Annotated in this window: 23 protein-coding genes; 18 read left to right on the plus strand and 5 right to left on the minus strand. The window is 68.8% G+C overall.

Annotation, left to right across the window (positions count from 1 at the left end):
• From aqpZ to EIP75_RS00475, 3 genes are all read left to right on the plus strand, one after another.
• Positions 1-684: an aquaporin Z gene (gene aqpZ / locus EIP75_RS00465; RefSeq protein ID WP_125241256.1), complete on the plus strand. Its 684-nt coding sequence runs from the start codon at positions 1-3 to the stop codon at positions 682-684.
• 89 nt (positions 685-773) lie between these two features.
• Positions 774-1,160: a CidA/LrgA family protein gene (locus EIP75_RS00470; protein ID WP_125241257.1), complete on the plus strand. Its 387-nt coding sequence runs from the start codon at positions 774-776 to the stop codon at positions 1,158-1,160.
• The gene (locus tag EIP75_RS00475) at positions 1,157-1,867 is read left to right on the plus strand and encodes an LrgB family protein (protein ID WP_125241258.1); all 711 of its coding nucleotides are present in this window, start codon (positions 1,157-1,159) and stop codon (positions 1,865-1,867) included. Before EIP75_RS00470 ends, EIP75_RS00475 begins: the two co-directional genes overlap by 4 nt.
• 36 nt (positions 1,868-1,903) lie before the next feature.
• On the opposite strand, the gene EIP75_RS00480 is transcribed toward EIP75_RS00475, so the two are convergent.
• Both EIP75_RS00480 and EIP75_RS00485 read right to left on the minus strand, forming a co-directional pair.
• The gene (locus tag EIP75_RS00480) at positions 1,904-3,010 is read right to left on the minus strand and encodes an alkene reductase (protein ID WP_125241259.1); all 1,107 of its coding nucleotides are present in this window, start codon (positions 3,008-3,010) and stop codon (positions 1,904-1,906) included.
• Between the two features lie 138 nt (positions 3,011-3,148).
• A complete protein-coding gene (locus tag EIP75_RS00485; RefSeq protein ID WP_125241260.1) occupies positions 3,149-3,742 on the minus strand; it encodes a TetR/AcrR family transcriptional regulator in 594 nt (197 codons plus the stop codon).
• A 186-nt stretch (positions 3,743-3,928) separates the two neighbouring features.
• On the opposite strand from EIP75_RS00485, the gene EIP75_RS00490 reads away from it, so the two are divergent.
• From EIP75_RS00490 to EIP75_RS00515, 6 genes are all read left to right on the plus strand, one after another.
• Positions 3,929-4,477, plus strand: a complete 549-nt coding sequence (locus EIP75_RS00490; protein ID WP_125241261.1) for a low affinity iron permease family protein — start codon at positions 3,929-3,931, stop codon at positions 4,475-4,477.
• Positions 4,478-4,677: 200 nt separating this feature from the next.
• Positions 4,678-6,972 carry a putative bifunctional diguanylate cyclase/phosphodiesterase gene (locus tag EIP75_RS00495; RefSeq protein ID WP_125241262.1) on the plus strand — a complete coding sequence of 765 codons (2,295 nt, stop codon included), beginning with the start codon at positions 4,678-4,680 and terminating at the stop codon, positions 6,970-6,972.
• Between the two features lie 205 nt (positions 6,973-7,177).
• Positions 7,178-8,260 (plus strand): acyl-CoA dehydrogenase family protein, encoded by a 1,083-nt coding sequence (locus EIP75_RS00500; protein WP_125241263.1) that lies wholly within the window; start codon positions 7,178-7,180, stop codon positions 8,258-8,260.
• Positions 8,248-9,105 (plus strand): PIG-L deacetylase family protein, encoded by an 858-nt coding sequence (locus EIP75_RS00505; protein ID WP_233584604.1) that lies wholly within the window; start codon positions 8,248-8,250, stop codon positions 9,103-9,105. The genes EIP75_RS00500 and EIP75_RS00505 overlap by 13 nt, the downstream gene beginning before the upstream one ends.
• 8 nt (positions 9,106-9,113) lie before the next feature.
• On the plus strand, positions 9,114-9,737 hold the full coding sequence (locus EIP75_RS00510) for a methyltransferase domain-containing protein (RefSeq protein ID WP_125241264.1): 624 nt from the start codon (positions 9,114-9,116) through the stop codon (positions 9,735-9,737).
• On the plus strand, positions 9,734-10,387 hold the full coding sequence (locus EIP75_RS00515; protein WP_125241265.1) for a glycosyltransferase family 2 protein: 654 nt from the start codon (positions 9,734-9,736) through the stop codon (positions 10,385-10,387). The genes EIP75_RS00510 and EIP75_RS00515 overlap by 4 nt, the downstream gene beginning before the upstream one ends.
• Before the next feature lie 22 nt (positions 10,388-10,409).
• Here EIP75_RS00515 and EIP75_RS00520 read toward each other — a convergent pair whose 3' ends face one another.
• Positions 10,410-10,841 carry a MarR family winged helix-turn-helix transcriptional regulator gene (locus EIP75_RS00520; protein WP_233584605.1) on the minus strand — a complete coding sequence of 144 codons (432 nt, stop codon included), beginning with the start codon at positions 10,839-10,841 and terminating at the stop codon, positions 10,410-10,412.
• 127 nt (positions 10,842-10,968) lie between these two features.
• Here EIP75_RS00520 and EIP75_RS00525 point away from each other — a divergent pair, with 127 nt between their 5' ends.
• The 8 genes from EIP75_RS00525 to EIP75_RS00560 all read left to right on the plus strand — a co-directional run bounded on the left by EIP75_RS00525 (position 10,969) and on the right by EIP75_RS00560 (position 19,572).
• Entirely contained in the window at positions 10,969-12,435 is a 1,467-nt protein-coding gene (locus tag EIP75_RS00525; RefSeq protein WP_158622689.1) for an FAD-binding oxidoreductase, read from the plus strand.
• 53 nt (positions 12,436-12,488) lie between these two features.
• Positions 12,489-13,502, plus strand: a complete 1,014-nt coding sequence (locus EIP75_RS00530; RefSeq protein WP_125241268.1) for an ABC transporter substrate-binding protein — start codon at positions 12,489-12,491, stop codon at positions 13,500-13,502.
• Positions 13,503-13,505: 3 nt separating this feature from the next.
• Positions 13,506-14,309, plus strand: a complete 804-nt coding sequence (locus EIP75_RS00535; protein ID WP_125241269.1) for an ABC transporter ATP-binding protein — start codon at positions 13,506-13,508, stop codon at positions 14,307-14,309.
• Positions 14,306-15,193, plus strand: coding sequence for an ABC transporter permease (locus EIP75_RS00540; protein WP_125241270.1), 888 nt, complete (start codon positions 14,306-14,308; stop codon positions 15,191-15,193). Before EIP75_RS00535 ends, EIP75_RS00540 begins: the two co-directional genes overlap by 4 nt.
• Positions 15,194-15,205: 12 nt before the next feature.
• Positions 15,206-16,579, plus strand: coding sequence for a cytosine deaminase (locus tag EIP75_RS00545; protein ID WP_199758451.1), 1,374 nt, complete (start codon positions 15,206-15,208; stop codon positions 16,577-16,579).
• A gap of 121 nt (positions 16,580-16,700) precedes the next feature.
• A complete protein-coding gene (locus EIP75_RS00550; protein ID WP_125241271.1) occupies positions 16,701-17,756 on the plus strand; it encodes a porin in 1,056 nt (351 codons plus the stop codon).
• Between the two features lie 20 nt (positions 17,757-17,776).
• Positions 17,777-18,778, plus strand: coding sequence for a PDR/VanB family oxidoreductase (locus EIP75_RS00555; protein WP_233584606.1), 1,002 nt, complete (start codon positions 17,777-17,779; stop codon positions 18,776-18,778).
• A 113-nt stretch (positions 18,779-18,891) separates the two neighbouring features.
• Complete coding sequence (locus EIP75_RS00560) at positions 18,892-19,572, plus strand: alpha/beta hydrolase (protein ID WP_125241272.1); 681 nt, start codon at positions 18,892-18,894, stop codon at positions 19,570-19,572.
• Positions 19,573-19,586: 14 nt separating this feature from the next.
• On the opposite strand, the gene EIP75_RS00565 is transcribed toward EIP75_RS00560, so the two are convergent.
• Positions 19,587-21,407, minus strand: a complete 1,821-nt coding sequence (locus EIP75_RS00565) for a diguanylate cyclase (RefSeq protein WP_125241273.1) — start codon at positions 21,405-21,407, stop codon at positions 19,587-19,589.
• 193 nt (positions 21,408-21,600) lie between these two features.
• Positions 21,601-22,266, minus strand: a complete 666-nt coding sequence (locus EIP75_RS00570; protein ID WP_233584607.1) for a hypothetical protein — start codon at positions 22,264-22,266, stop codon at positions 21,601-21,603.
• A gap of 287 nt (positions 22,267-22,553) precedes the next feature.
• Here EIP75_RS00570 and tssA point away from each other — a divergent pair, with 287 nt between their 5' ends.
• Positions 22,554-23,630 carry a type VI secretion system protein TssA gene (tssA, locus tag EIP75_RS00575; protein WP_125241274.1) on the plus strand — a complete coding sequence of 359 codons (1,077 nt, stop codon included), beginning with the start codon at positions 22,554-22,556 and terminating at the stop codon, positions 23,628-23,630.
• Positions 23,631-23,670 lie beyond the last annotated feature (40 nt).

The following is a 23,670-nucleotide window of genomic DNA, read 5'->3' on the forward strand; positions in this document are numbered from 1 at the left end:
ATGAAAGCATATGGCGCCGAATTCATCGGCACGTTCTGGCTGGTGCTGGGCGGCTGCGGCAGTGCCGTCCTCGCGGCGGCCTTCCCTGGCGTGGGCATCGGTCTGCTGGGGGTGTCTCTGGCCTTCGGCCTCACCGTGCTCACGATGGCTTATGCCTTGGGCCATGTCTCGGGGGCGCACTTCAATCCGGCCGTGAGCGTGGGGCTGTGGCTGGCAGGGCGCTTCCCCGCCGGCAAGCTGCTGCCCTACATCCTGGCGCAGGTGGTCGGCGGTCTCGCAGGGGCCGGGGTGCTGTACCTGGTGGCCTCGGGCAAGGCCGGGTTCGACGTGTCCGCCGGATTCGCAAGCAATGGCTTCGGCGAGCACTCGCCAGGCGGCTATTCGCTGCTGGCTGCCGCGCTGATCGAAGTGGTCCTGACCGCGGGCTTCCTCATCGTGATCCTGGGGGCCACATCCACCGCTGCGCCGCAGAACCTGGCGCCCGTGGCCATCGGCCTGGCGCTCACGCTCATCCACCTGATCAGCATCCCGGTGACCAACACCTCGGTGAACCCGGCCCGCAGCACGGCCGTGGCGCTGTTCGTGGGCGACTGGGCCGTGTCGCAGCTGTGGCTGTTCTGGGTGGCCCCGATCGCCGGCGCGGTGGTCGGTGCGCTCATCCACCGAGGCCTGTCGCGGGAGTGAGCCGGCGATTCAGGAGGGCGGGCGATCGAGGGTAAGCCCTTAAAATGCGGGCTTCAAGGGGCCCGGTCCCCGCCCGCAGTACCCGCCCCATGCTCCAGCTCCCGAACTTCATGCCCGCGCTCACCCAGGCGGGCTTTTTCATGGCGGTGTGGTGGGCATGCGATGCGGTGGCGGCGGCCTTGCACCTGGCTCTGCCCGGCGGTGTGATCGGCCTGGTCTCGGTGACGGCATTGCTGCTGGCCGGCTGGCTGCCCGAGGCCCGCATCGAATCGGGCGCGCGGCTGCTGCTGGGCGAGATGCTGCTGTTCTTCACACCGCCGCTGATGGCGGTGCTGAACCACCCGGAGCTGCTCGGCTGGACCGGCCTGAAGCTGGCCGCGGTGATCGTGCTCGGCACCCTGGTGGTGATGCTGGCCGTGGCCGCCGTGGTCGAGCGCGCCATCCGCTGGGAAAGCGCCCGCACCTCGCCGCCATGAGCCGCCCCGATCTCGTGGCCACGCCCTGGTGGGTCGGCCTGGCCTGGCTGTTGACCACGGTGCTGCTGTATGTGGGCTCGAAGCGGCTGTTCCTGCGCCATCCGCGCATCTGGCTGTCGCCCATCGTGGTGACACCCCTGGTGCTGCTGGCGCTGGTGCTGATCACGGGCACCACCTACGCCGCCTATTGGTCGCAATCACGTTGGCTGACCTGGCTGCTGGGCCCGGCCACGGTGGCCTTCGCCTTGCCGATCTACCAGCAGCGCCGCGTCATCGCACGCTACCCGCTCACGCTGTTGGCGGGGGTGTTCACGGGCGTGGTGGTGGGGGTGGGCAGTTCGTGGCTGCTGTCGCTGTGGCTCGATCTGCCGCGCGAGATGATGCTGACCCTGCTGCCGCGTTCGGTGTCCACACCGTTCGCGATGCCGGCCGCCCAGGTGCTGGGCGGTCAGCCCGAGCTGGCGGTGCTGGCCGTGCTCGTGACCGGCGTGTTCGGCATGCTGGTGGGCCAGGCCTGGCTGTGGTGGGCGGGCATCCGCCACCCGGTGTCCGAAGGCGCGGCCTTCGGGGCGGGGGCCCATGGCGTGGGCACCGCCAAGGCCTGGCAGATGGGCCCGCAACAGGGCGCCATTGCCAGCCTGGTGATGATCTTCTCAGGCATCGTGCTGGTGCTGCTGACGCCCTTGCTGGCGCGGTGGCTGACCTGAATCGGCGCCACCACCGCGCGCCTCACCGCCCGGGGCTTACCCAGCCAGGGCCGGGTAATCGGTGTAGCCGTGCGGGCCCACACCGCCATACAGGGGCGCGTCCTTGAACAGCTCGTTGAGCGGCGCGTTTTCCTTGAAACGGCGCGGCAGATCGGGGTTGGTGATCATCAGGCGGCCGAAGGACACCAGATCGGCCTTGCCGCTGGCGATCGCCTCGTTGGCCATGGCCTTGTCGTAGCCGTTGTTGACCATCCAGACACCGCTGTAGAGCTTGCGGATCGCTTCGTAGTCGAACGGTGCGTTGTCACGCGGGCCGCCGGTGTGGCCTTCGACCACGTGGATGTACACGGGCTTGAGCTTCTCCAGCTCGCGCACCACGTGCTCGAACAGCGGCTGCGGGTTGCTCTCGTTCGAGTCGTTGACCGGCGAGACGGGCGACAGGCGCACGCCCACCTTGTCGGCGCCGATCTCGGCGATCACGGCGGCCATCACCTCCAGCAGGAAGCGCGAGCGGTTCTCGATGGAGCCGCCGTATTCATCCGTGCGCTTGTTGGAGCCATCACGCAGGAAGGCGTCCAGCAGGTAGCCGTGGGCGCCGTGGATCTCGACGCCGTCGAAGCCCGCCTCAATGGCGTGGCGTGCCGCGGTGCGGAAGTCATTGACGATGCCGGGGATCTCGGCGGTTTCCAGCGCGCGGGGCAGCGAGGTGTCCACATAGCCGGCGCCGGGGATGAAGGTCTTGGCCTGGGCGCGGATGGACGACGGGGCCACGGGCGCTTCTTCGCCAGGCTGGAAGGCCGTGTGCGACATGCGGCCGGTGTGCCACATCTGCAGGTAGATGTGGCCGCCGCGGGCGTGCACCTCGTCGGTCACCTTGCGCCAGCCGGCGATCTGCTCGGGCGTGTGCACGCCGGGCGTGGCGTTGTAGCCCTGGGCCTGGGCCGATACCTGGGTGGCCTCGGCGATGATCAGGCCGACCGAGGCGCGCTGGGCGTAGTACTCGATGGTCATGGCGCCGGGCACGTTGCCGGCTTCGGCGCGGTTGCGCGTCAGCGGGGCCATGGCCATGCGGTTGGACAAGGTGATGTTGCCGAGCTTGAAGGTCTGGAACAGCGGCTCTTGGGTGTGCTCTTGGTTGGCCATGCGGAACTCCGTGGATGACGAGACAGGTGACAGGTGAATGAAAGGGCCGCGACAAGGCGGCAGGACGCCAGGCGGCCTCCGGATGGAGACCACCAAGAAATGGTGGAGATGCTGGAAAGGGGGGAGGGTGTTCTCAGCTCACGGCAGGTAGAAGCCGTCCAGCAACAGGCGGAGCACGTCGCGAAGGGGTTGTACGTTGCGCACGATCTTGCTGCGCAGCACGGCGCCTTCCCATGCGTCCCAGAAGAAATTGGCCAGGGTGCGCGCGTCGATGTCGCGGCGCATCTCGCCGGACCGCTGGGCCTGCTCGATCAGGCCGGCCATGCGCTCGCGCCAGTCGTCCAGCACGGTGGCCAGCTCGGTGCGGCAAGGCTCGCTGGCCTCGGCCACCTCGGCGGCGAAGTTGCCGACCAGGCAGCCCTGGCAGCCATTGCCTTCGTGGTGCGCGATGAACTGCGTGAACACATGGCGCAACGTGGCCAGGGGCGAGGCGGGCGCATCCTTCAGGCTGGCGTTCCAGGCCGCGCCCATCCACTTGCCGTAGTTGCGCAGCACCTGCGCGGCGAAGGCCTCTTTGCTGTCGTAGTGGTTGTAGAACGAGCCCTTGGGCACGCCAGCCTTGTCGGTGATCTGCTGGATGCCGGTTGCGTTGTAGCCGTTCTGCTGGAACAAGGCATAGCCGGCATCGGCCAGTCGGCGCGGGATGTCGGTGGGGTCGGCGGTGCGGGGCATGGATGAACTATATGACCAGTCGTCTTGGAATGCGGGTGGTGGCAGGAAACCCAAGCGGATTGAAGGGTTAACGGGCGGCGTTTCCAGTCGGCGTAGGCACTCGACGACAGCGCTGTGCGACGTCGGCTGATTCACTCAGCAGCGCCGGAGACGGAAGATCAAAGCCCCGCCACATCCGGTCGATCCATGAAGCAGCGCTCACACCATCGCCCGTCGCTCCGGCACATCGGCCATGCCCTGGGCTCGATGCCCAGCACCAACAGCCTGACGCACGTGTCGCACTCCGCGGTGCTGTCGGCTTTCGATCGGTTCGCCTCTGTGGTCACCCGGTGGGCCGGTTCGCCGGTGGTGTTTTCGATGGCCCTGGCCATGGTGCTGACCTGGGCCATCAGCGGCCCGCTGTTCGGGTTCTCTGAGACCTGGCAGTTGGTGATCAACACGGGCACCACCATCGTCACCTTCCTGATGGTGTTCCTGATCCAGCAAAGCCAGAACAAGGACAGCGTGGCCATCCACCTCAAGCTCAACGAACTGCTGGCAGCGCACCGCGAGGCCAGCAACCGCATGATCGGCATCGAGAGCATGTGCGAGCAGGATCTGCGGGAGCTGGCCGAGTTCTACGCAGGGCTGGCAGAGCGGGCCAAGGCCTCGGGGCCGAACAAGGAGGCGCACTCGATCGATGAGGAGGGCATGCCTGCCGAACCTCGTTCCAAAGGCCACGCCACCACGGTGTGATGGCGCAGGGCAGGGCGTCCTGATTCAGGGGGCAGGGGAGATTTGTCGGCTGCAACACCGCCGCATGCCTTCAAATTGGGCATGCCGTGCCGATAGGGACGTATGCGCCCGTGTGCGCACGGTGCCGCGCGAGCCTCTGAAAAACAACCGTCACCCGACGCGCATCACGCTCCGGCGTGAGGGGGACCCGGGCGTTGAGCGTGTACCGATCGATCCGACAGACCCTGCTGGCAGACCACCAGATCCCGATGGACATGCGCCATTGGCGGGAGCGTCTGCTGTCGGCCATCCTCTCGGTGGCCTTGCTGCTCGGGGTGGTGGCCGCGGTGCCCAGTGCCATCGTGGCGTTCCACCAGGGGCACCCGTCGGTCGCCGTGATGGACATCGTGGCGCTGGCCTGGGTGGCCTTTGTCTGGCGCCGCCGCAGCCTGGACTATCGCTTGCGAGCGTGGAGCCTGCTGGCGCTGCTGTACCTGGTCGGTGTGTGGCTGATGCTCACGGTCGGGCCGGTCAGCCAGGTCTATCTGCTGGGGGTGCCCGCCATGGCGGCGCTGCTGCTGGGCATGCGCCCGGCCTTGCTGGCGCTGGCGCTCAGTGCACTGACGCTGCTGGTGCTGGGCTGGCTGGTCGATGCGCAGTTCCCCACGCCAGGCTTCGAGCACCAGCCCCTGGTCAAGTGGTCGGTGGTCACCGTCAACTTCGCGTTCGTGGGCGCGATGGTCACGCTGTCTTGCGCGGCCTTGCTGGCGGGGCTGGAGCGCACGCTGGACAAGCACCGCGATATCGCGGCTTCCCTGAGCGCGGCCAACGAGGAGCTGCACCTGACCGGGGCGGCCGCCGCCCGCATCAATGACCTGGTGATGATCACGGCGCGCGACGCGGACACGCCGCCGCATGCCCGCATCGTCTTCGTCAACGAGGCCTTCCTCACGCGCACGGCCTACGAGCGCGGCCAGGTGATGGGCCGACCGCACACCTTGCTCTATGGCCCCGATACCGCGGCCGAAGACCGCGCGCGTGTCGACGACGCCCTGCGCTCGGGCTCGGCCCTGCGCATCGAACTGGTGGCCCATGACCGCCATGGGGGCGCCTTCTGGCTGGAACTGGACATCACCCCCATCCTGGACGAGCACGGCTTTGCGCGCCACGTGGCCTGGGTGGCCCGCGACATCGGCAGCCGCAAGAAGGCCGAGGCCCTGATCTGGCAGCAGGCCCACTACGACAGCCTGACCGGCCTGCCCAACCGGCAGCTGCTGCGCCAGCGGCTGGAGCAGGCCCTGGCCGCCAGCGCGCGCGACGGCCACACCGTGGCCTTGCTGTTCATCGACCTGGACCACTTCAAGGAAGTCAACGACACGCTGGGCCACGACCTGGGCGACCTGCTGCTGGCGGAGGCGGGCCGCCGCATCCGCCAGTGTGTGGGCGATGCCGACACCGTGGCACGGCTGGGCGGCGACGAGTTCACCGTGGTCATGCCCGGCCTGGTCGATGCCGACCGCATCGACCAGGTGGCGCGCGACATCATCGCCAGGCTGGTGCAGCCGTTCCGCCTGCGTGGCGAACGGGCCTATGTGTCGGCCAGCATCGGCATCACGCAGGCCCCGCGCGACGGCACGGCCATCGAATCCCTCTTCAAGCAGGCCGACCAGGCCTTGTACGCGGCCAAGGACGCGGGCCGCCGGCGCCTGTGCCATTTCACGGCCGAGATGGAGGCCGCCGCACGCCTGCACCTGCGCGTGGCCACCGAGCTGCGCAGCGCCCTGGACGATGGCCAGCTCAGCGTGGTCTACCAGCCCATCGTGGACCTGGCCACGGGCGAGGTCCACAAGGCCGAGGCCCTGCTGCGCTGGCGCCATCCTGTGCTGGGGCCGATCGGCCCTTCGGTGTTCATCCCCATCGCCGAATCCAGCGGCCAGATCGACGAGATCGGCGACTGGGTCTTCCGCCAGGCGGCGGGGCAGGCCCTGCGATGGCGCTCGCTTTTCCATGCCGATTTCCAGATCAGCGTCAACAAGTCGCCCGTGCAGTTCCGCGACAGCGGGGCCGCGCGGCTGGACTGGCCCGCGCACCTGCATGCCATCGGCCTGCCGGGCCATGCCCTGTCGGTGGAGATCACCGAGGGCCTGCTGCTCGATGCCAGCGACGAGGTGATCGAGCGGCTCGGGCGTTTGCGCACCGCGGGCATGGCCGTGTCGCTCGACGACTTCGGCACGGGGTACTCATCCCTGTCCTACCTGCAGCACTTTCCGTTCGATTTCCTGAAGATCGACCAGGCCTTCGTGCGCGACCTCACGCCCGGTTCGACCGCCATGGTGCTGTGCCGGTCCATCGTGGCCATGGCGCACGACCTGGGCATGAGCGTGATCGCCGAAGGCGTGGAAACCGCGGGCCAGTGCGCGCTGCTGTCCAGCGTGGGTTGTGACCACGGGCAGGGTTTCCTGTTCGCGCAGCCGATGCCGCCGGAGGAGTTCGAGCGATTCCTGCGCGGTGGCTGATCCTCGAAGCGGCCACGCCATGTAGGACTTGCCCGACAAGCGGGCGCACCATCGGCTGATGGGCAAGGCGGGGACGCCCCGGGATGATGGCATCTGGTCACCGTTTCACCAGCCATCTCTCCGCCGGCCTTGCCATGAACCTGCTCCACCCCTGCCAGCCGACGCCTTGGAGCGGTCGCATGGGCTTGCCCGGGCGGGTGGGGTGATGTCGCGCGCACTGCTGCCCCCGGACGATGGTCCCGCCCGCCTGCGGGCTTTGCGTGCGCACCTGTCCATGCGCGCGCGTGCGCCACGGCCCACGCCCCCCGGCGAGGTCCTGCAGGCGATGGTGGACGCAGGCCTGGCGAATGTGCCGCCCCCCGGCCAGGGCCGCACCCTGGAGCGCTGGCGCATGCTCGCCGCCGTGGCGGCCCACGACCTGAGCCTGGCCAAGCTGTACGAGGCGCACACCGATGCGCTGGCCATCCTGGCCGAGCTGGGAGCGCCAGAACCGGCGCCTGGCAGCACGTGGGGCGTGTGGTGCGCCGAAGCCCCCGATGCACGGCTGCACTGTTCTGCACCATCCCCGGACGGCACCGTCACGCTGCGTGGTGTGAAGGCCTGGTGTTCCGGTGCAGCCTCGGTCAGCCATGCGTTGGTCAGTGCCTGGAACGATGACGATCAGCCTGTGCTGACCATCGTGGCCATGGACCAGCCTGGTGTGACCGTGACGGGGCAAGGCTGGCAGGCCGTGGGCATGGCCGCCACCGCGAGCATGGACGTCCGCTTCAATGCGGCGCGTGGCGTCCAGCTGGGTGCCCCGGCCAGCTATGTGAACCGCCGTGGCTTCTGGCATGGCGGCGCAGGCATCGCAGCCTGCTGGTACGGCGCCGCGGTGGCCTTGGGCGAGGCTTTGCACGCTGCCTGCCGCGACCGGGCCGAGCGGCTGGACCCGGACCACCTTGATGCGAGGGCCCTGCATCCGCTGGCCCACCTGGGCGCCGTGGACGCCGCACTCACTGCCGCGGGGGCCATGCTGCGCGAGGCCGCCGACTGGATCGACCGCCACCCCGACCGCGATGCCCGCCCGCAGGCGCTGTGCGTGCGCCTGGTGGTCGAGGAGGCCGCCACGCGCTGCCTGCACGCCGTGCCCCGCGCCCTGGGTGCCGGCCCGCTGTGCCGCGATGCGCACATCGCGCACCTCGTGGCCGACCTGCCCGTGTTCTTGCGCCAAAGCCATGCCGAACGTGACCAGGCCACGCTCGGCGCCGACCTGTTGACCATTGAGGAGTCCCCATGGCCGCTGTGATGGAAAGGATCGGCACGCCGGTCGCCCCCCTGTTTCCCTTGGGCTCCGACCCTATGGGGCCGATCACCCTGCCGCCTGAAACGGATGAGCACCGTGCCGGGCGGGTCATCCGCGGCCGTGGCACGTCCGAGGCATCGTGGCGAGCCTGCAGCCATCTGGGCACCCTGCCGGCCGTGACGCTGGAGGCCCTGGTGCCGGCCGGGCGCCGCGCCGTCGTCGTGTCGCCGCACCCGGATGACGAGGTGCTGGGGGCCGGCGGCCTGATGGCGCAACTGGCCCAGGCCGGGCGCGAGCTGCTGATCATGCCCGTGACCGATGGCACGGCCAGCCACCCCGGGTCGAGCCGCTGGACACCCGATCGCCTGGCCCAGGAACGCCCGCTGGAAACCGTGCGTGCCCTGGCGCTGCTGGGCCTGTCCCGCATCCGCCTGCACCGGCTGGGCCTGCACGACGGCCAGCTCACAGCCCAGCAGGATCAGATGGTGTCCGCGCTGCTCACGCAGCTGCGCCCCGGCGATGTGGTGATCACCACCTGGCGCGAAGACGGCCACCCGGACCACGAGGCCACCGGCCATGCCTGCGCCGCCGCCGCAGAGCAGGCCGGCGCGCAACTGATCGAGATGCCGGTGTGGGCGTGGCACTGGGCCCGCCCGGGCGATCCGCGCCTGCCCTGGTCGCGCGCCTGCCGCCTGCCGCTGTCCCCCGATGTGGAGCAGCGCAAGCGCCTGGCCGCCGCCGCCTTCACCAGCCAGACGCGGCCCGATCCGACCAGCCGTGCCGGCTGCGTGCTGCCGCCCAGCGCCCTGGCGCGGGTGCTGCGGCCTTACGAGGTGTTCTTCCGCTGAGCCGCGCGGTGAACCCGGGCCGCCACCTCGATCATTTCGACCAGCTCTACCGGCGCGATGCCGATCCGTGGCAAGTGCACACACGCTGGTATGAGCAGCGCAAGCAGGCGCTGCTGCTGGCCGCGTTGCCGCACCAGCGCTACCGCCGAGCCTTGGAGACCGCCTGCGGCACCGGCGCGCTGACCGCGGCCCTGGCGCTGCGCTGTGACGAACTGCTGGCCTGCGATGCGTCGGACACGGCTGTGTGCATCGCCAAGGCGCACGTGGTCAGCCAGCCCCGGGCGTCTCAGGTGCGCATCGAACGCCGTACGCTGCCGCGCGACTGGCCCGCCGGGCGCTTCGACTTGGTCGTGATCGCCGAATGGGCGTACTACCTGCCCGCAGCCGACCTCGACGCCCTGGCCCGCGCCTGCCACACCAGCCTCACGCCCGAGGGCTGCCTGGTGGCCTGCCACTGGCGGCCCGATTTCCATGACCGCTGCCACGCGACCGCGGCCCTTCATGCCCGCCTGGGTGAGGGCCCGGGCTGGGCGCGCCTGGTCCACCATGAGGAAGAAGACTTCCTGCTGGACGTGTGGTCGCCCAGCGATGTCTCCGTGGCCCGCGGCGCCGAATCCGCCCCCGCCGCATGATCGGCGTCGTCATTCCCGCGCACAACGAAGAGGCCTGCCTGGATGCCTGCCTGCACGCGGTCCGCGCGGCGGCCCTGCACCCCGCGTTGCGCAGTGAGCCCGTGCGCATCGTGGCGGTGCTCGATGATTGCAGCGATGGCACCGAGGCCGTGGCCCGGGCGCACCCGGTGCAGGTGCTGCACGTGCAGGCGCGCAAGGTGGGGGCGGCCCGCGCAGCCGGGGCCCAGCACCTGCTGGAGGCAGGGGCGCGCTGGCTGGCCTTCACCGATGCGGACACCGTGGTCTCGCCCGGCTGGCTGGCCGCACAACTGGGGCTGGGTGCGCAGGCCGTGTGCGGCTCGGTCGAGGTGGACTGGTCGGCCGGTGAGCATGGTGAGCCGGTGCGCCAGTGTTTCGAGCGCCATTACCGCGATGCCGACGGCCACCGCCACATTCACGGAGCCAACCTGGGCGTGTGCGCCCTGGCCTACCGGCGCGCGGGCGGCTTCGCGCCGCTGGCCTGCAGCGAGGATGTCGCCCTGGTCGAGGCGCTGCAGCGCAGTGGCGCCACCATCGCCTGGAGCGCCGCGCCGCGTGTGCTCACCAGCGCGCGCACCGATGCCCGCGCGCGAGGCGGCTTCGGCGACACGCTGCTGGCCATGGCGCCCTGACACCGTTTCAATCCACGGCGGCTCAGCCTTCCATCTCGATCAGCTTGCCGCGCAGCGCGCGCAGCGTGCGCCGCAGGTGCGCGATGTCTTCTTCGCTGTGCTCGGCCAGGATCTGGTCGGTGATCTTGTCCACCTCTGCCTTGGCCTTCTTGAACAGCGCTGCCCCTTTTGGGGCGATTCGCACCAACACGGCGCGCCTGTCGCTGTCTGAACTGGTGCGTTCCACCCAGCCCTTGTCCTCCATCCCATGCAGGATGTGCGTGACGCGGGTGCGCTCGTAGGCCGTCCACTGCGCCAGATCCTGCATCGGCAGGGGGCCCTTGCGCAGCACGGCGCTGAGCACGCGGTACTCGGTGGACAGCAGCCCCACGGGCTTGAGCACCTCCTGCATGAGGCGGTCGCGCCGGTAGACGACCTGCGTGCAGAGGAAGAAAACGTGGTCTTCGAGTTCCATGGGGCCGTCGATCAATTTATGTGAAAGTTCACCTATTGGCATGCTGCTTGCTGCAGATCAAACAAGCGGCGCGTGAGGGCGCGCCGAGATGCACAAGGTTTCCAGCTTCGATCCATTGGAGTTTCACATGAATGACGTCACCGGCTTCCTGTCCCACCTGGGCGACATCCCCACCGTGTCCGATCCCGATGTCGTGCGCCGCCGCAGCCGCGACATGTCCACCACCTTCAGCCCCATCATCCGGCGTGACGCGGCCGACAAGGTGGCCGACCTGATCGTCAAGCCACGCGACCAGGCCGACGTGATCCGCGTCGCCCGTGCCGCCGCGCTCACGCGCATGCCCTTGATGATGCGCGGCGCCGGCACCTGCAACCTGGGGCAGGGCGTGCCGCTGCGCGGTGGCGCCATCGTGGACATGAGCGCGCTCTCAACGGTGCTGTGGACGCGCAACGCCACCGTGCGCGCCCAGGCCGGCGCGCGCCTGGTGGCCATCGACGAGGCGACCCGCCCCACCGGCTGGGAGCTGCGCATGCATTCATCGACCAAGCGCGCCGCCACCGTGGGCGGCTACATCGGCGGCGGCCACGCCGGCATCGGCAGCTGCACCTGGGGCATCCTGCGTGACCGCGGCAACATACTGGGCCTGCAGATGGTCAGCGTCGAGGCCGAGCCCAAGGTCTACGAAGTGCGCGGCAGCGACGTCAACCTGGCCCACCATGCCTACGGCACCAACGGCATCATCACCGAGGTGGAGATGCCGCTGGCGCCAGCGTGGCCCTGGGTCGAGACCGTGGCCAACTTCCCCGGCTTCATGGTGGCAGCGCGCTTCGCGTATGCACTGGCCGCGGCCGATGGCCTGGTCAAGAAGCTGATCTCCATCGACGAATGGCCCAACTGGGACTACATGACGGCGATGCGCCCCTTCGGCCGCGAAGGCCACAGCATGGTGCGCAGCATGGTCGCGCAGCAGGGCATCGAGGCTTTCCGCGCGCTGGTGGCCGAGTTCGGCGGCGAGATCACGGTCGAGGCCGCCGAGGGCGAAGGCCCGTACCACGCGCCGCTGTGGGAGTTCGGCTGGGGCCATGCGCGCCTGCAGGTCAACAAGACGCAGCCCAACATCGTCAACAACATCGGCCTGTACCTCGACCCCGACCTGCTCGGTGCGGTCGAGCGCAGCCAGCGCCGCTTCAAGGACCTGGGCGGCATGCACCTGGAGGTCAAGCGCTACGACGGCCGCATCGCCTTCCAGGGCTCACCCTACTACCAGTTCGAGGACGAAGCCCAGGTGGCCGAGGTGATCCGCGGCATGGCCGAGGACGGCGCCATGGTGGCCAACAACCACACCTACTTCGTCAAGGAAAACGGCATGAAGGCCATGAGCGGCCGTGACGCCGCCTTCAAGCGCCAGATGGACCCGCACAACCTGATGAACCCCGGCAAGATGGACCTGGACGACGCGGGCGAACTGGCCGCTGCCAGCGGCGGCTCGTCAGGCCTGGACCTGCCGACCACCGGCTGGCAGTACGGCCAGCACACGCAGGCCCAGGTCATGGCCGAGGCGCAGGCGAGCACGCCGCCGCAACTGCAGGGCTGAAGCCGCCTGCTCTCCACTCGATCGCCACGTCTGTACCCCAAGGAGCCATCCCCATGAGCACCCGCTTCACCCGCCGCCAGGCGCTCGCCACCCTCGCCGGCACCACCACCCTGGCCGCGCCGGCCTTCCTGCGCCACGCCCGTGCACAGGGCGGCCTCACCAAGATCACCTACCAGACCGGCTGGCTGCCCCAGCCCGACAAGGGCGGCCTGTACCAGGCCCTGGCCCTGGGCTACTACAAGGACGCAGGGCTCGAGGTCGAGCTCAAGAAGGGCGGCCCTCAGCTCAACGTCAACCAGATCTTCCTGGCCGGCCGCGCCGATTTCGTCGATTCCGACAGCGTGCGTGTGCTGAACTTCGTCAAGGAAGGCCTGCCCGGCGTGGCCGTGGCCGCCTTCGGCCAGCGCCCGATGACGGTGCTGCTTTCGCACAAGGGCACGGGCCACGACACGCTGGCCTCGCTGAAAGGCCAGCCGCTGCTGGTGTCCACGGTGGGACGCCAGACCTACTTCCAGTGGCTCAAGGCACGCTACGGCTTTGCCGACGAGCAGGCCCGGCCCTACACCTACAGCATGGCGCCCTTCCTGGCCGACAAGAGCATGTCGATGGAAGGCTTCATCACCAGCGAGCCGTATGAGCTCAAGCGGGCCGGCGCCGACCCGGTGGTGCATGTGCTGGCCGACCAGGGCTACCAGGCCTATAGCAACGTGATGCTGGCCCAGCCCAGGGTGGTGGCCGAGCAGCCCGACGTGGTGCAACGCTTCGTCGACGCCACGGCCAAGGGCTGGGCCAGCTACCTCCACGGCGATCCCACGCCGGGCAACGACCTGATCCGCGCCAGCAACCCCGAGATGTCGCCCGAGAAGATCGCCTATGCCATTGCCGCGATGAAGCGCCACAACATCTTCAGCTCCAGCGATGTCGACAAGGGTGGCGTGGGGGCCATGAGCGATGCGCGCTGGAAGGCCATCTACGACGCGATGGTGGCCGCCGGCGCGATGCCGGCCGGGCTGGACATCCGCAAGGGTTACACCCTGAAGTTCGTCAACAAGCGTGTCGGGGCCTGAGCCATGGACCTCGTCACCCCTGATGCCAAGCCGCTGCTGCGGGTGCGGCAGGTCAGCAAGCGCTTTGCCAGCGGCACGCTGGCGCTGCGCGATGTGAGCCTGGATGTAGGCCAGCACCAGTTCATCTCGCTGCTGGGGCCTTCGGGTTGCGGCAAGAGCACCTTGCTGCGCCTGATCGCCGGGCTGGGCCAGCCCTCGGCCGGCCAGATCGACTGGCCCACCAGCGCCTGCGATGCCCGCGGGCTGGCACAGCCAGAACTCTCCTTCGTGTTCCAGGAGCCCACGCTGATGCCCTGGGCCACGGCGCGGCGCAACGTGAGCCTGCCCCTGCGGCTGGCCGGCATGCCGGCCAGGTTGGCCGATGAGCGTGCCTGTGAGGCGCTGGCCTCGATGGGCCTGGCGGGTTTCGAGGATGCCTACCCGCGCGAGCTGTCCGGTGGCATGAAGATGCGCGTGTCCATCGCACGGGGGCTGGTCACCAGGCCGCGCATCCTGCTGATGGACGAGCCCTTCGCCGCGCTGGACGAGATCACGCGCATGAAGCTGAACCACGACCTGCTGGCCCTGTGGCAGCGCGAACGCTTCAGCGTGGTCTTCGTGACGCACTCGGTGTTCGAAAGCGTGTACCTCTCTCAGCGCGTGGTGGTGCTGGCCGCCCGCCCCGGCCGCATCCATGCCGATCTGGACGTGGCCGAGCCCTACCCCCGGCCAGCCTCGTACCGCACCTCTGCCGTCTATGCGCGCCATTGCGAACGCGCCTCGGCCGCGCTGGAATCCACCTTGCCGATGGAAAGACAAGCCGCATGAACGCGAACCTCTCTCACGCCGCATCGGCACAGGCCGCAATCGACGCGGTGCTGCTGGACGATGTCGTCATCCCGCCGCCGCGCCGCGTGCTGGGCATCGCGCCTGCGCACTGGGCGCGCGTGCTGGCCCCCTTGTTCACCGGCCTGGCCGTGCTGCTGCTGTGGGAAGCCGTGGTGCGCCTCAGGGGCATCCCGCCCTTCGTGCTGCCCGGCCCCTGGCTGATCGCCACCACGCTGGTGCAGGACTGGTCGCTGCTGGCCGGCTCGCTGTGGATCACCCTGGCGATCTCGCTGGCGGCGCTCAGCGCGGCGGTGGTGCTGGGCATGGCCCTGGCCATCCTGTTCACGCAGTCCAAGTGGATGGAGCTGTCGCTGTTCCCGTATGCCGTGGTGCTGCAGGTGACCCCGGTGGTGGCGATCGCGCCGTTGATCATCCTGTGGGCCGACAACCTCACGGCGTCGCTGCTGATCTGCGCGTGGCTGGTGGCCTTCTTCCCGATCCTGTCGAACACGACCTTGGGCCTGAACTCGGCCGACCATCACCTGGTCAACCTGTTCCAACTCTACCGCGCCACGCGCTGGCAGACGCTGTGGAACCTGCGCCTGCCGGCCGCCATGCCCTACTTCCTGGGCGGGTTGCGCATCTCAGGCGGGCTGTCGCTGATCGGGGCGGTGGTGGCCGAGTTCGTGGCGGGCACTTCGGGCACGCAGTCGGGGCTGGCCTTCCGCATCCTCGAAGCGGGCTTTCAGCTGCAGATCCCGCGCATGTTCGCCGCGCTGCTGCTGGTGTCGTTGTGCGGCATCGTGATCTTCGCCTGCCTGTCGCTGGTCTCGCACCTGGCGCTGCGGCACTGGCATGACAGCGCGGTCTCGCGCGAGAACTGAAAGGCCTCCGCCATGAGCTTCCCGATGACCACGGTGCCTGCCTTTTTCCCGATGCCTTCAGGCGATCGCTGCGCCTTGCGCCATGTGCGTGTGCCCCGCTGCCTGCTGCGGCCTTCGCCTACGCAGGACGAGACGTGGCACACGGTGGGTGATGGCGATCTGGCCCAGGTGGACCTGCTGATCGATGGGGGCCGCATCGCCGCCATCGAGCCGGCCGGCACCCTGCCCGAATCGCTCGGCCCGAGCCTGGACCAGTCCATGGTGCTGCCCGGCCTGGTCGATTGCCACACGCACCTGGACAAGGGCCACATCTGGCCGCGCCGGCCCAATCCCACGGGCGATGTGCCCGGCGCCGCGCACGCCACCGGCGTGGACCGCGAGGCCCGCTGGCATGCCGAGGATGTCTACCGACGGGCCAGCTTCGGCCTGATGACAGCGCACGCACGCGGCGTGGTGGCGATCCGCACACACCTGGATTCGCTCGCACCGCAGGCCGGCATCTCTTTCCCGGTGTTCGAGCGCCTGCGCGCCGAATGGGCCGGCCGCATCGCGCTGCAGGCCTCGTCCATCGCGCCCCTGGACATCTTCCTGACCGAAGAGGGCCGGGCGCTGGCCGACACGGTGGCCGCCGCCGGCGCCAGGCTGGGCTGCGTCACGCGCTTTCGCCAGCTGCCCAACGTGCCGCTGCCGCCCGAGTTCGACGTGGCCATGACGCGCGTGTTCCAGCTGGCCACCGAGCGAGGCCTGGACCTCGACCTGCATGTCGACGAAGCCAGCGACCCGCAAGCGCGCAGCCTGATCCGTGTGGCGCAACTGGCCGTGCAGCTGGGCTTCAAGGGCCGCATCCTGTGCGGCCACTGCTGCTCGCTGGCCCTGCAGCCCGACGAGGCCATCGAGGCCACACTGCAAGCCTGTGCGCAGGCCGGCGTCGACATCGTCAGCCTGCCCACGGTCAACATGTACCTGCAATCACGCGCGCCCGGCCGCACGCCCCGCTGGCGCGGCGTCACCGTGCTGCACGAGATGAAGGCCCGTGGCCTGCGCGTGGCCGTGGCCGGCGACAACTGCCGCGATCCCTTCCACGCCTATGGCGACCACGACATGCTCGACACCTTCACGCAGGCCGTGAAGATCCTGCAGCTGGACCACCCGCTGGGCGACTGGATCACCTCGGCGTCTTCCGTCCCCGCCGCCATCATGGGCCTGCCCGACACCGTGGGCACCGTGGCCGTGGGCGGTGATGCCGACCTGATCGTGCTGCGCGCACGCGACTGGTCCGAGGCCCTGTCGCGCCACCAGTTCGACCGCGTCGTGCTGCGCCGTGGCCGCGCCATCGACACCACCTTGCCTGACTACCGGTTGCTCGACGAGCTCATGTCCGGCTGACGTTTCTCTCTACCCGCGCTGCGTTCCGTTGGTTGCCTGAAGAGCGGGTGGCCAGGGACAGGTGCGCCCTCGTTCTTTGTCCCTGCTTCCCAGCCTTCGACCTTCCTGTTGCGAGTTCGCCATGCCCCCATTGAAGTTCCATTCCGCTCCACTGCGCGCCAACGTGCTGCCCATCCGCAAGGTTGCGCTGGCCGCCCTGTGCGTTGCTGCCTGCGCCACCGCCCAGGCGCAGTCGGCGCCTGCCGCCACCACCGTCCAGGTCTACGGCCTGATGGACATCGGCCTGGGCTCCTTCAAGGATGCAGGCGGCGATCGCGTGACCCGCGTCGAATCAGGCGCCATGACCACCAGCTTCATCGGCTTCAAGGGCGTGGAAGACCTGGGCGGCGGCCTCACGGCCAACTTCGTGCTCGAGAGCTTCATGCTCAATGACACGGGCATGTCCGGCAGCTTCGCGGGCGATCCGTTCTACAGCCGCGCTGCTTATGTCGGCCTGAAGAAGGAGGGGCTGGGCCAACTGCGCATGGGCCGCGTGCCCACGCCGCTGTTCGCCAACGTGCTGATGTACAACCCGCTGGTCTCGTCGTACAACTACTCGCCGGCCATCCGCAGCCACTACTCCTACACCGGCAAGACCTCGGGCGGCACGGCCTGGTCCAACGCCGTGGCCTACACCTCGCCCGATCTGGGCGGCGTCACGGTGGACCTGCTCTACGCGCCCAGGGAATCTGCCCAGGGCGACAACACCAGCGCAGCCGTGCGCTACAACAGCGGCGCCTTCTCGGGCGGCCTGGTCGTGCAGCGTGTGCAGGCCAGCTTTGCCTCGGGCGAGGAAACCACATGGCAGTTGGGCGCCTCGTACAACGCGGGCTTCGCCAAGTTCTTTGGCCAATATGGCCGCGTGCGCGAGACCGACACGCAGACCACCAACGCCGGCACGCGCGACACCATCTCGCAGTTCGGCGCCTCGGTGCCCGTGGGCAACGGCGCGGTGCTGGCCTCGTGGGGCCAAGCCAGGACCTCCGGTACGCGCGAGGCCACGCGCAGCTTCACCACCATCGGCTATGACCACTACCTGAGCAAGCGCACCGACCTCTACGCCATCGCCATGGGCGACCGGTGGACGGGCCGCTCGGACGGCAGCAGCTTCGGCGTCGGCATCCGCCACCGCTTCTGAGCCAACCGAGGAGCCTGCCCATGATCCAGCCCGCCATGCCCAACGCCACCTTGCCTGCCGACCCACGCGAGGTCCGTGTCGTGGCCCGCCACGCCTTGGCCGACGGCATCGCCGGCTTCGACCTGCAGGCGCTCGACGGCTTACCGCTGCCGCCCTTCACCGCTGGCGCTCACATCGACGTGCACACACCCGCCGGGGCCGTGCGCCCCTACTCGCTGTGGGGCGCCCCGGCCGAGGGTCGCTACCGCATCGCGGTGCAGCTCGAGGCCGGCGGGCGAGGCGGCTCCGTGTCCATGCACCGCGATGTGCAAGAGGGTACTGTCTTGCGCATTGGCCAAACTCGCAACCAGTTCTGCCTCGACGAAGCCGCGCCGCGCAGCCTGTTGCTGGCGGGCGGCATCGGCATCACGCCGCTGCTGTCCATGGCCCACCGCCTGCACGAACTGGGCGCCGGTTTTGCGCTGCACCACTGCACGCGCAACCGGGCCAGCGCCGCTTTTGCCCAGGCCCTTCGCGAGGCGCCCTTCGCCTCGCGGGTACGCCATCACCATGACGACGAACCCGCCACCGCGCTCGACATCGACCAACTGCTGTCCGATGCCGCAGCTGGCACCCACCTCTACGTCTGCGGACCGCAAGGCTTCATGGATGCAGCCCTGTCGGCAGCGCGCCGCCTGGGCTGGGACGACAACCGCCTGCACCAGGAGCACTTCGCCGCACCGGCGGGCACCGCATCGGCCGACACCGGCGGTGATCGCGCCTTCATGGTGCGTCTGCAGCGCAGCCAGCGCCTGATCCCCGTGGCCGCGCGCCAGACCCTGGTCGAAGCCCTGGCCGCGCATGGGGTGCTCATCCCCGTGTCCTGCGAGCAAGGGTTGTGCGGCACCTGCGAGACCCGCGTGCTCGAAGGCGACATCGACCACCGCGATGTCCACCTGTCGCCCAGGGAGCAGGCCCTGAACGACCGCCTGATGGCTTGCTGCTCTCGCGCCCGCTCGGCCTGCCTGGTGCTGGACCTGTGACCGGGGTGTTGCGGCCATGCCCGCCAATGCCCATCAATGCCCGTTAGCATGTGCCGATGGGCGCCCGGCCCGATCACCTCGATCGCCAGCCCGCCCCCACAGGACACACCACCATGCTTGACACCCTCGACATCGACCCCGGCGTGCCACCCGCCGCCACCCTCATCGTGCTGCACGGCCTGGGTGCCGACGGCAACGACTTCGTGCCCATCTGCGACGAGCTTGACCTCACCGCCATCGGCCCCGTGCGCTTCGTGTTCCCGCATGCGCCGGTGCGCCCCGTGACCATCAACGGCGGCCACGCCATGCGCGCCTGGTACGACATCCTGGGCCTGGGCGGCCGATCACCCGAAGACGAGCCCGGCCTGCGCCAGTCCATCGCCGACATCGAAGCCCTGCTGGCGCGCGAGCAGGCGCGCGGCGTGCCGGCCTCGCGCACCGTGCTGATGGGCTTCTCGCAAGGCTGCGCGATGTCGCTGCTGGCCGGGCTGCGGCATCCGAGCCGCCTGGCCGGCATCGTCGGCCTGTCGGGCTACCTGCCGCTGGCCGACACCCTGGCGGCCGAGCGCAGCGCCGCCAATGCGGATGTGCCGGTGTTCATGGCGCATGGCCGGCATGACGACGTCGTGAACATCGCGCGCGGACAGCAGGCCCGCGACACGCTGGCTGGCCTGGGCTATGGCGTGGAATGGCACGACTACGCCATGCCCCATTCGGTCTGCGCCGAGGAGGTGGCCGATCTCAATGCGTGGCTGCTCAAGGTGCTGACCGCCGCCAGCCAGGGCCAGGGCTGAACGGGGCAGGCGGCTCAGCCTGCCACGGTGCGGTTGCGCCCGCCGCGCTTGGCCCGGTACAGCGCCTGGTCGGCGCGCTCGATGGTCTGGTCGATCGTTTCTTCGTAGCGCTGCTCGGTCAGCCCGGACGAGAAGGTCACGCGCAGCCCGGGGATGGTGTCCGCCATGGGCGCGGCATTGATCACCTCGCGCAGCCGCTCCAGCCCGGCCTCGGCCTGGTCCAGCCGGCAGTCCGTCAGCATCAGCAGGAACTCCTCGCCGCCCCAGCGCGCGATCACGTCGGAATCGCGCATCACCGACTGCGCGTGCTGCGCGAAGTGCCGCAGCACCTCGTCGCCCACGCCGTGGCCGTGCGTGTCGTTCACGTGCTTGAAGTGGTCGATGTCCAGGATGCCGATGCAGAAGATGCGCCCGCCCTTGTCGCTGAATTTCTTCTGCAGCGCCAGGGTCTCCATCATGTGGCGGCGATTGAACAGGCCGGTCAGCTCGTCACGCGTGGCGAGGGTCTGGATGCGGGCCAGCGCCTCGGCCAGCTCGTCCTTGCGCGATTGCAGGCGGTGGCGCAGCGTGCTCAGCTGCCCCGACAGCACCGAGATCGTGGGCAGCGAGGTGCAGGCGAACAGGAAGTTCACCATCTCCTGGCGCACCGGGTAGCGGTCCGGTGCCAGCGTGGCCATGAAGAGCATCGTCAGGCCCTGGCTGCACAGCGCGAAGAAGGCCGCCATGCGCGTCTGCTTGGCCGTCAGGTTGAACATGCCGAACATCAGGATCAACGCCAGCAGGATCAAGGCCGCACCGCGCGATTCACCCAGGATCGCGTAGGACCAGACCACGCAGGTCAGCGCCACCATGATCTGCGGCAGGGTCAGCGACGGGTCGGCGAAGTGCAGGTTCAGGCCGCTGCGCAGCAGGGCGTAGAACACGCCCACGTTGGCCATCATGTAGCAGCCGAGCCACCAGCCCAGGCGCGCCTCGACCGCACCGGTGCTCACCGCATAGGCCAGCACGATGGTGCAGATCACGAAGTTGGCCGCGGCCATCATGTAGCGCTGGATGCGCAGGCGCTGCCTGGCATCGTCGGTGAACAGCATCACACCCAGGGCGTGCAGCACCCCCGAGCTTTCTTCCGTGTCGTTGCTGGTGTACTGCCACAGCGTGACCACCACCACGGCCACCAGCATGAAGCGCACCAGCTCGCCCCCCATGTCATGGTTCTGCGGATCGGTGTGCACCAGCCAGACCATCACGCCGCCCATCAGGGCCAGCACGTAGCCGCTCAGCAGGCGGACCTTGCCTGGGCGCAGGTTGCGAAAGCCGAACAGCAGCACCGGCGCCAGCATCAGCAGCACACCGTCACGCAGGGGGCCGCCGAAGGTGTAGACCCAGGCCGTCACGGTGGCGGGCAGCAGCATCTGCGGCATCGTGAGCGAGGGATCCGCGAACTGCCGGTTCAGGCCGCTGCGCAGCAGGGTGTAGAAGGCCGCCACCATGGCCAGCAGCACGAAGCTCACCTGGTGCACCGGCACCTCGGGCAGCCATCCGTACCGTGCTGCCAGATTGAGCAGCACGATGAACACCAGGTAGTTGAAGCCGCCCATCAGGGAGCGGCGTGTGCGCAGTCGCTGCTTCCAGTCGTCGCCCAGCACCAGCCGGGTCAGCGGGCCGACCTGGCGCAGGGTGTCGGGGTGTGCCATGCCGGTCGTACCGGTCTCCGCGGCCACGGGAGGCGCCGTGAGCGGTTCGGCATGCGGCGCGGCCTCCGTGGCAGGACCGTGGATCGCCAGCGGCGCTCCCACCACGGACAAGTGCTTTTTGGGCGTGTTTGTTACTGCCATGCACGGTTTGTCGGCCGCGCTTGAAATTTCTTGATGTGCCAAACGCCAGGGTTTGCCCTGGGGGTGGCCCTGTGCGGGCCAAAAAATAACGGGTCGGCAGGGAAACTTCCTGCCGACCCGTGTGCGTGACGGAACACCTGGTGTGTCTGCCCCCCAACGGCGACCGATGGCAAAGCCCAGGTTCCCTGAGAAATCAGAAGCGGTAGCTCATGCCCACGCTGAGTTGCGGGATGACGCGCACCTTGGCCACGTCGTCGCGCAGGTCCTGCACTTCGCGGTCGATGTCGGCCTGCGACACGCCATAGGTGGCGAGGTTCGTGTCCACGTCCAGCTTGGCCTTGCCGATCGACACGCCCACGTCGGCGATGAAGCCCCAGCCCGGCTCGCGCCGGTGGTGGCCCCAGCCGATGCCCACATAGGGCGTGACCTTGGGGACCTTCACGTCGGCGTTGAGGTACTCGTTGCCATTGGCGATGTAGTTGGTGCCGCCGATGTTGACGATGCTGCCGGCCGGCATGTTCGAGCGCAGCTTGAGCGACATGTCGTTGACCGTCAGCCCGCCGGTCAGGCGAAAGCCGCCGCCTGCGGGGAAGTAGTCGGCGAACAGGCCAACCCGGGCCAGCTTGAGCTTGCCCTTGTAGTTGATGCCTTCGCGATTGCCGTCCTTGTTGTGCGAACCCAGCGATGCGTAGTCGGCCCGCAACACCACGCGGTCGGTCAATGTGTGGGCGTAGCCGCCCATCACGCCAGGGATGCCCACGGCGCCATAGGCTTCGCCAGCGCGGGCGGGGGTGTGCAGCACGGCTGCCAGGGTGGCCGCGGCCGCAAGGGCGCTGAGGCTGGATCGAGGGTGCGTCATCGCGAGCTCCTTGGCGTTTGACGTGGATCGGAGAGCGCTACTGTAGGCTGCTCGCCACAGGGCTGACGCCGAGTAAAGCAGGGTGCTGGCGGTGCTTTTTTCAGGCTGTTGTATCCCGGCCAGCGCAGACCGTGGGATGTCGTCTCCTAAACCGTAGGATTGACCCTCCGGTCGGCTGACCACACCATGCGAACCATGCCAACGCACGGCATGTTCACAACGCAGCGCTACAGTCCTCCGGTTTTTGCACGCATTTCTGCAACCCATACCATCCATCACGGCCAACCATGAGTGACAGCGCTGCCCAAGTCGATGCCTGGCTGGAGCCCCTCGGAGATCCTCCCTGTGGCGACGACCTCGAATACGACAACGACTTCCTTGAGTTGAACAAGGCTGCCGAAGGCAAGCCTGAAACCCAGTTCTCGCCGGCCGAGCCGCCCGACTGGGGTGCGGTCAAGGAAAAATCCGAAGAACTCTTCGAACGCACCCGCGACCTGCGCGTGGCGATCCTGTGGGGCCGTGCCCTGCTGCACCGCGAAGGGCTGTCGTCCCTGCCGCACAGCCTGCGGCTGCTGCGCGAACTGCTAGAGCGCTACTGGGATGATGCCCATCCCAAGCCCGATCCGGACGACGGCGATCCTTATGCCCGCCTGAACGTGCTGTCGCAACTGGAAGACAGCGCCGGCATGCTGGGCGATGTCCGCCAGTCGGTGGTGTTCCGCAGCCGCGCCGTGGGCCAGCTCACCGTGCGCGACATCGAGGTGGCCCTGGACAAGATCCCGGCCCGCGATGACGAATCGCCCATGAGCGTCGACTCGATCGAGCAGATGCTGGGCGCTGCCATCGCCGAGGACGACACCCTCAAGGACCTGGGGCAGCGTGCCTCCAGCGAACTCGACGCCCTGATCAGCCTGTTGCAGGACCGCGTCGGTTATGGCCGCGCCCCGTCGTGCGACACGCTCAAGGACATGCTGTCCGCCCTGGTGCGCGTCACGCCCCAGGAGAGCAGCGACAGCAGCGATGACCTGGATCTGGACAGCCTGCTGGGCGACCTGGGTGGCAGTGATGGTGGCAGCGAAAGCACCAGTGCACCACGCCGGGGCGGCCGTGGGGGCGGTGGCGGCATCGGTGACTCGATCGACACCCGCGAGGATGCGATCAAGGCCATCGACCTGGTCTGCCAGTACCTGGAGCGCACCGAGCCCACCAGCCCGGCCCAGTTGCTGCTGCGCCGCGCCCAGCGCCTGATCGACAAGAACTTCCTCGAGCTGGTCAAGGAACTGGCCCCCGAGGCGCTCAACGAAGTGGCCAAGATCATGGGGGTAGACCCCGATACCGTGGCTGGAGGCGGCGGTGGTTATTGAAGCCCCCGGGGCTCCCCCTAAGATTTGGGGTCCCCTTTAG

The organism is Aquabacterium soli (assembly GCF_003933735.1).
Lineage (GTDB): Bacteria > Pseudomonadota > Gammaproteobacteria > Burkholderiales > Burkholderiaceae_C > Aquabacterium > Aquabacterium soli.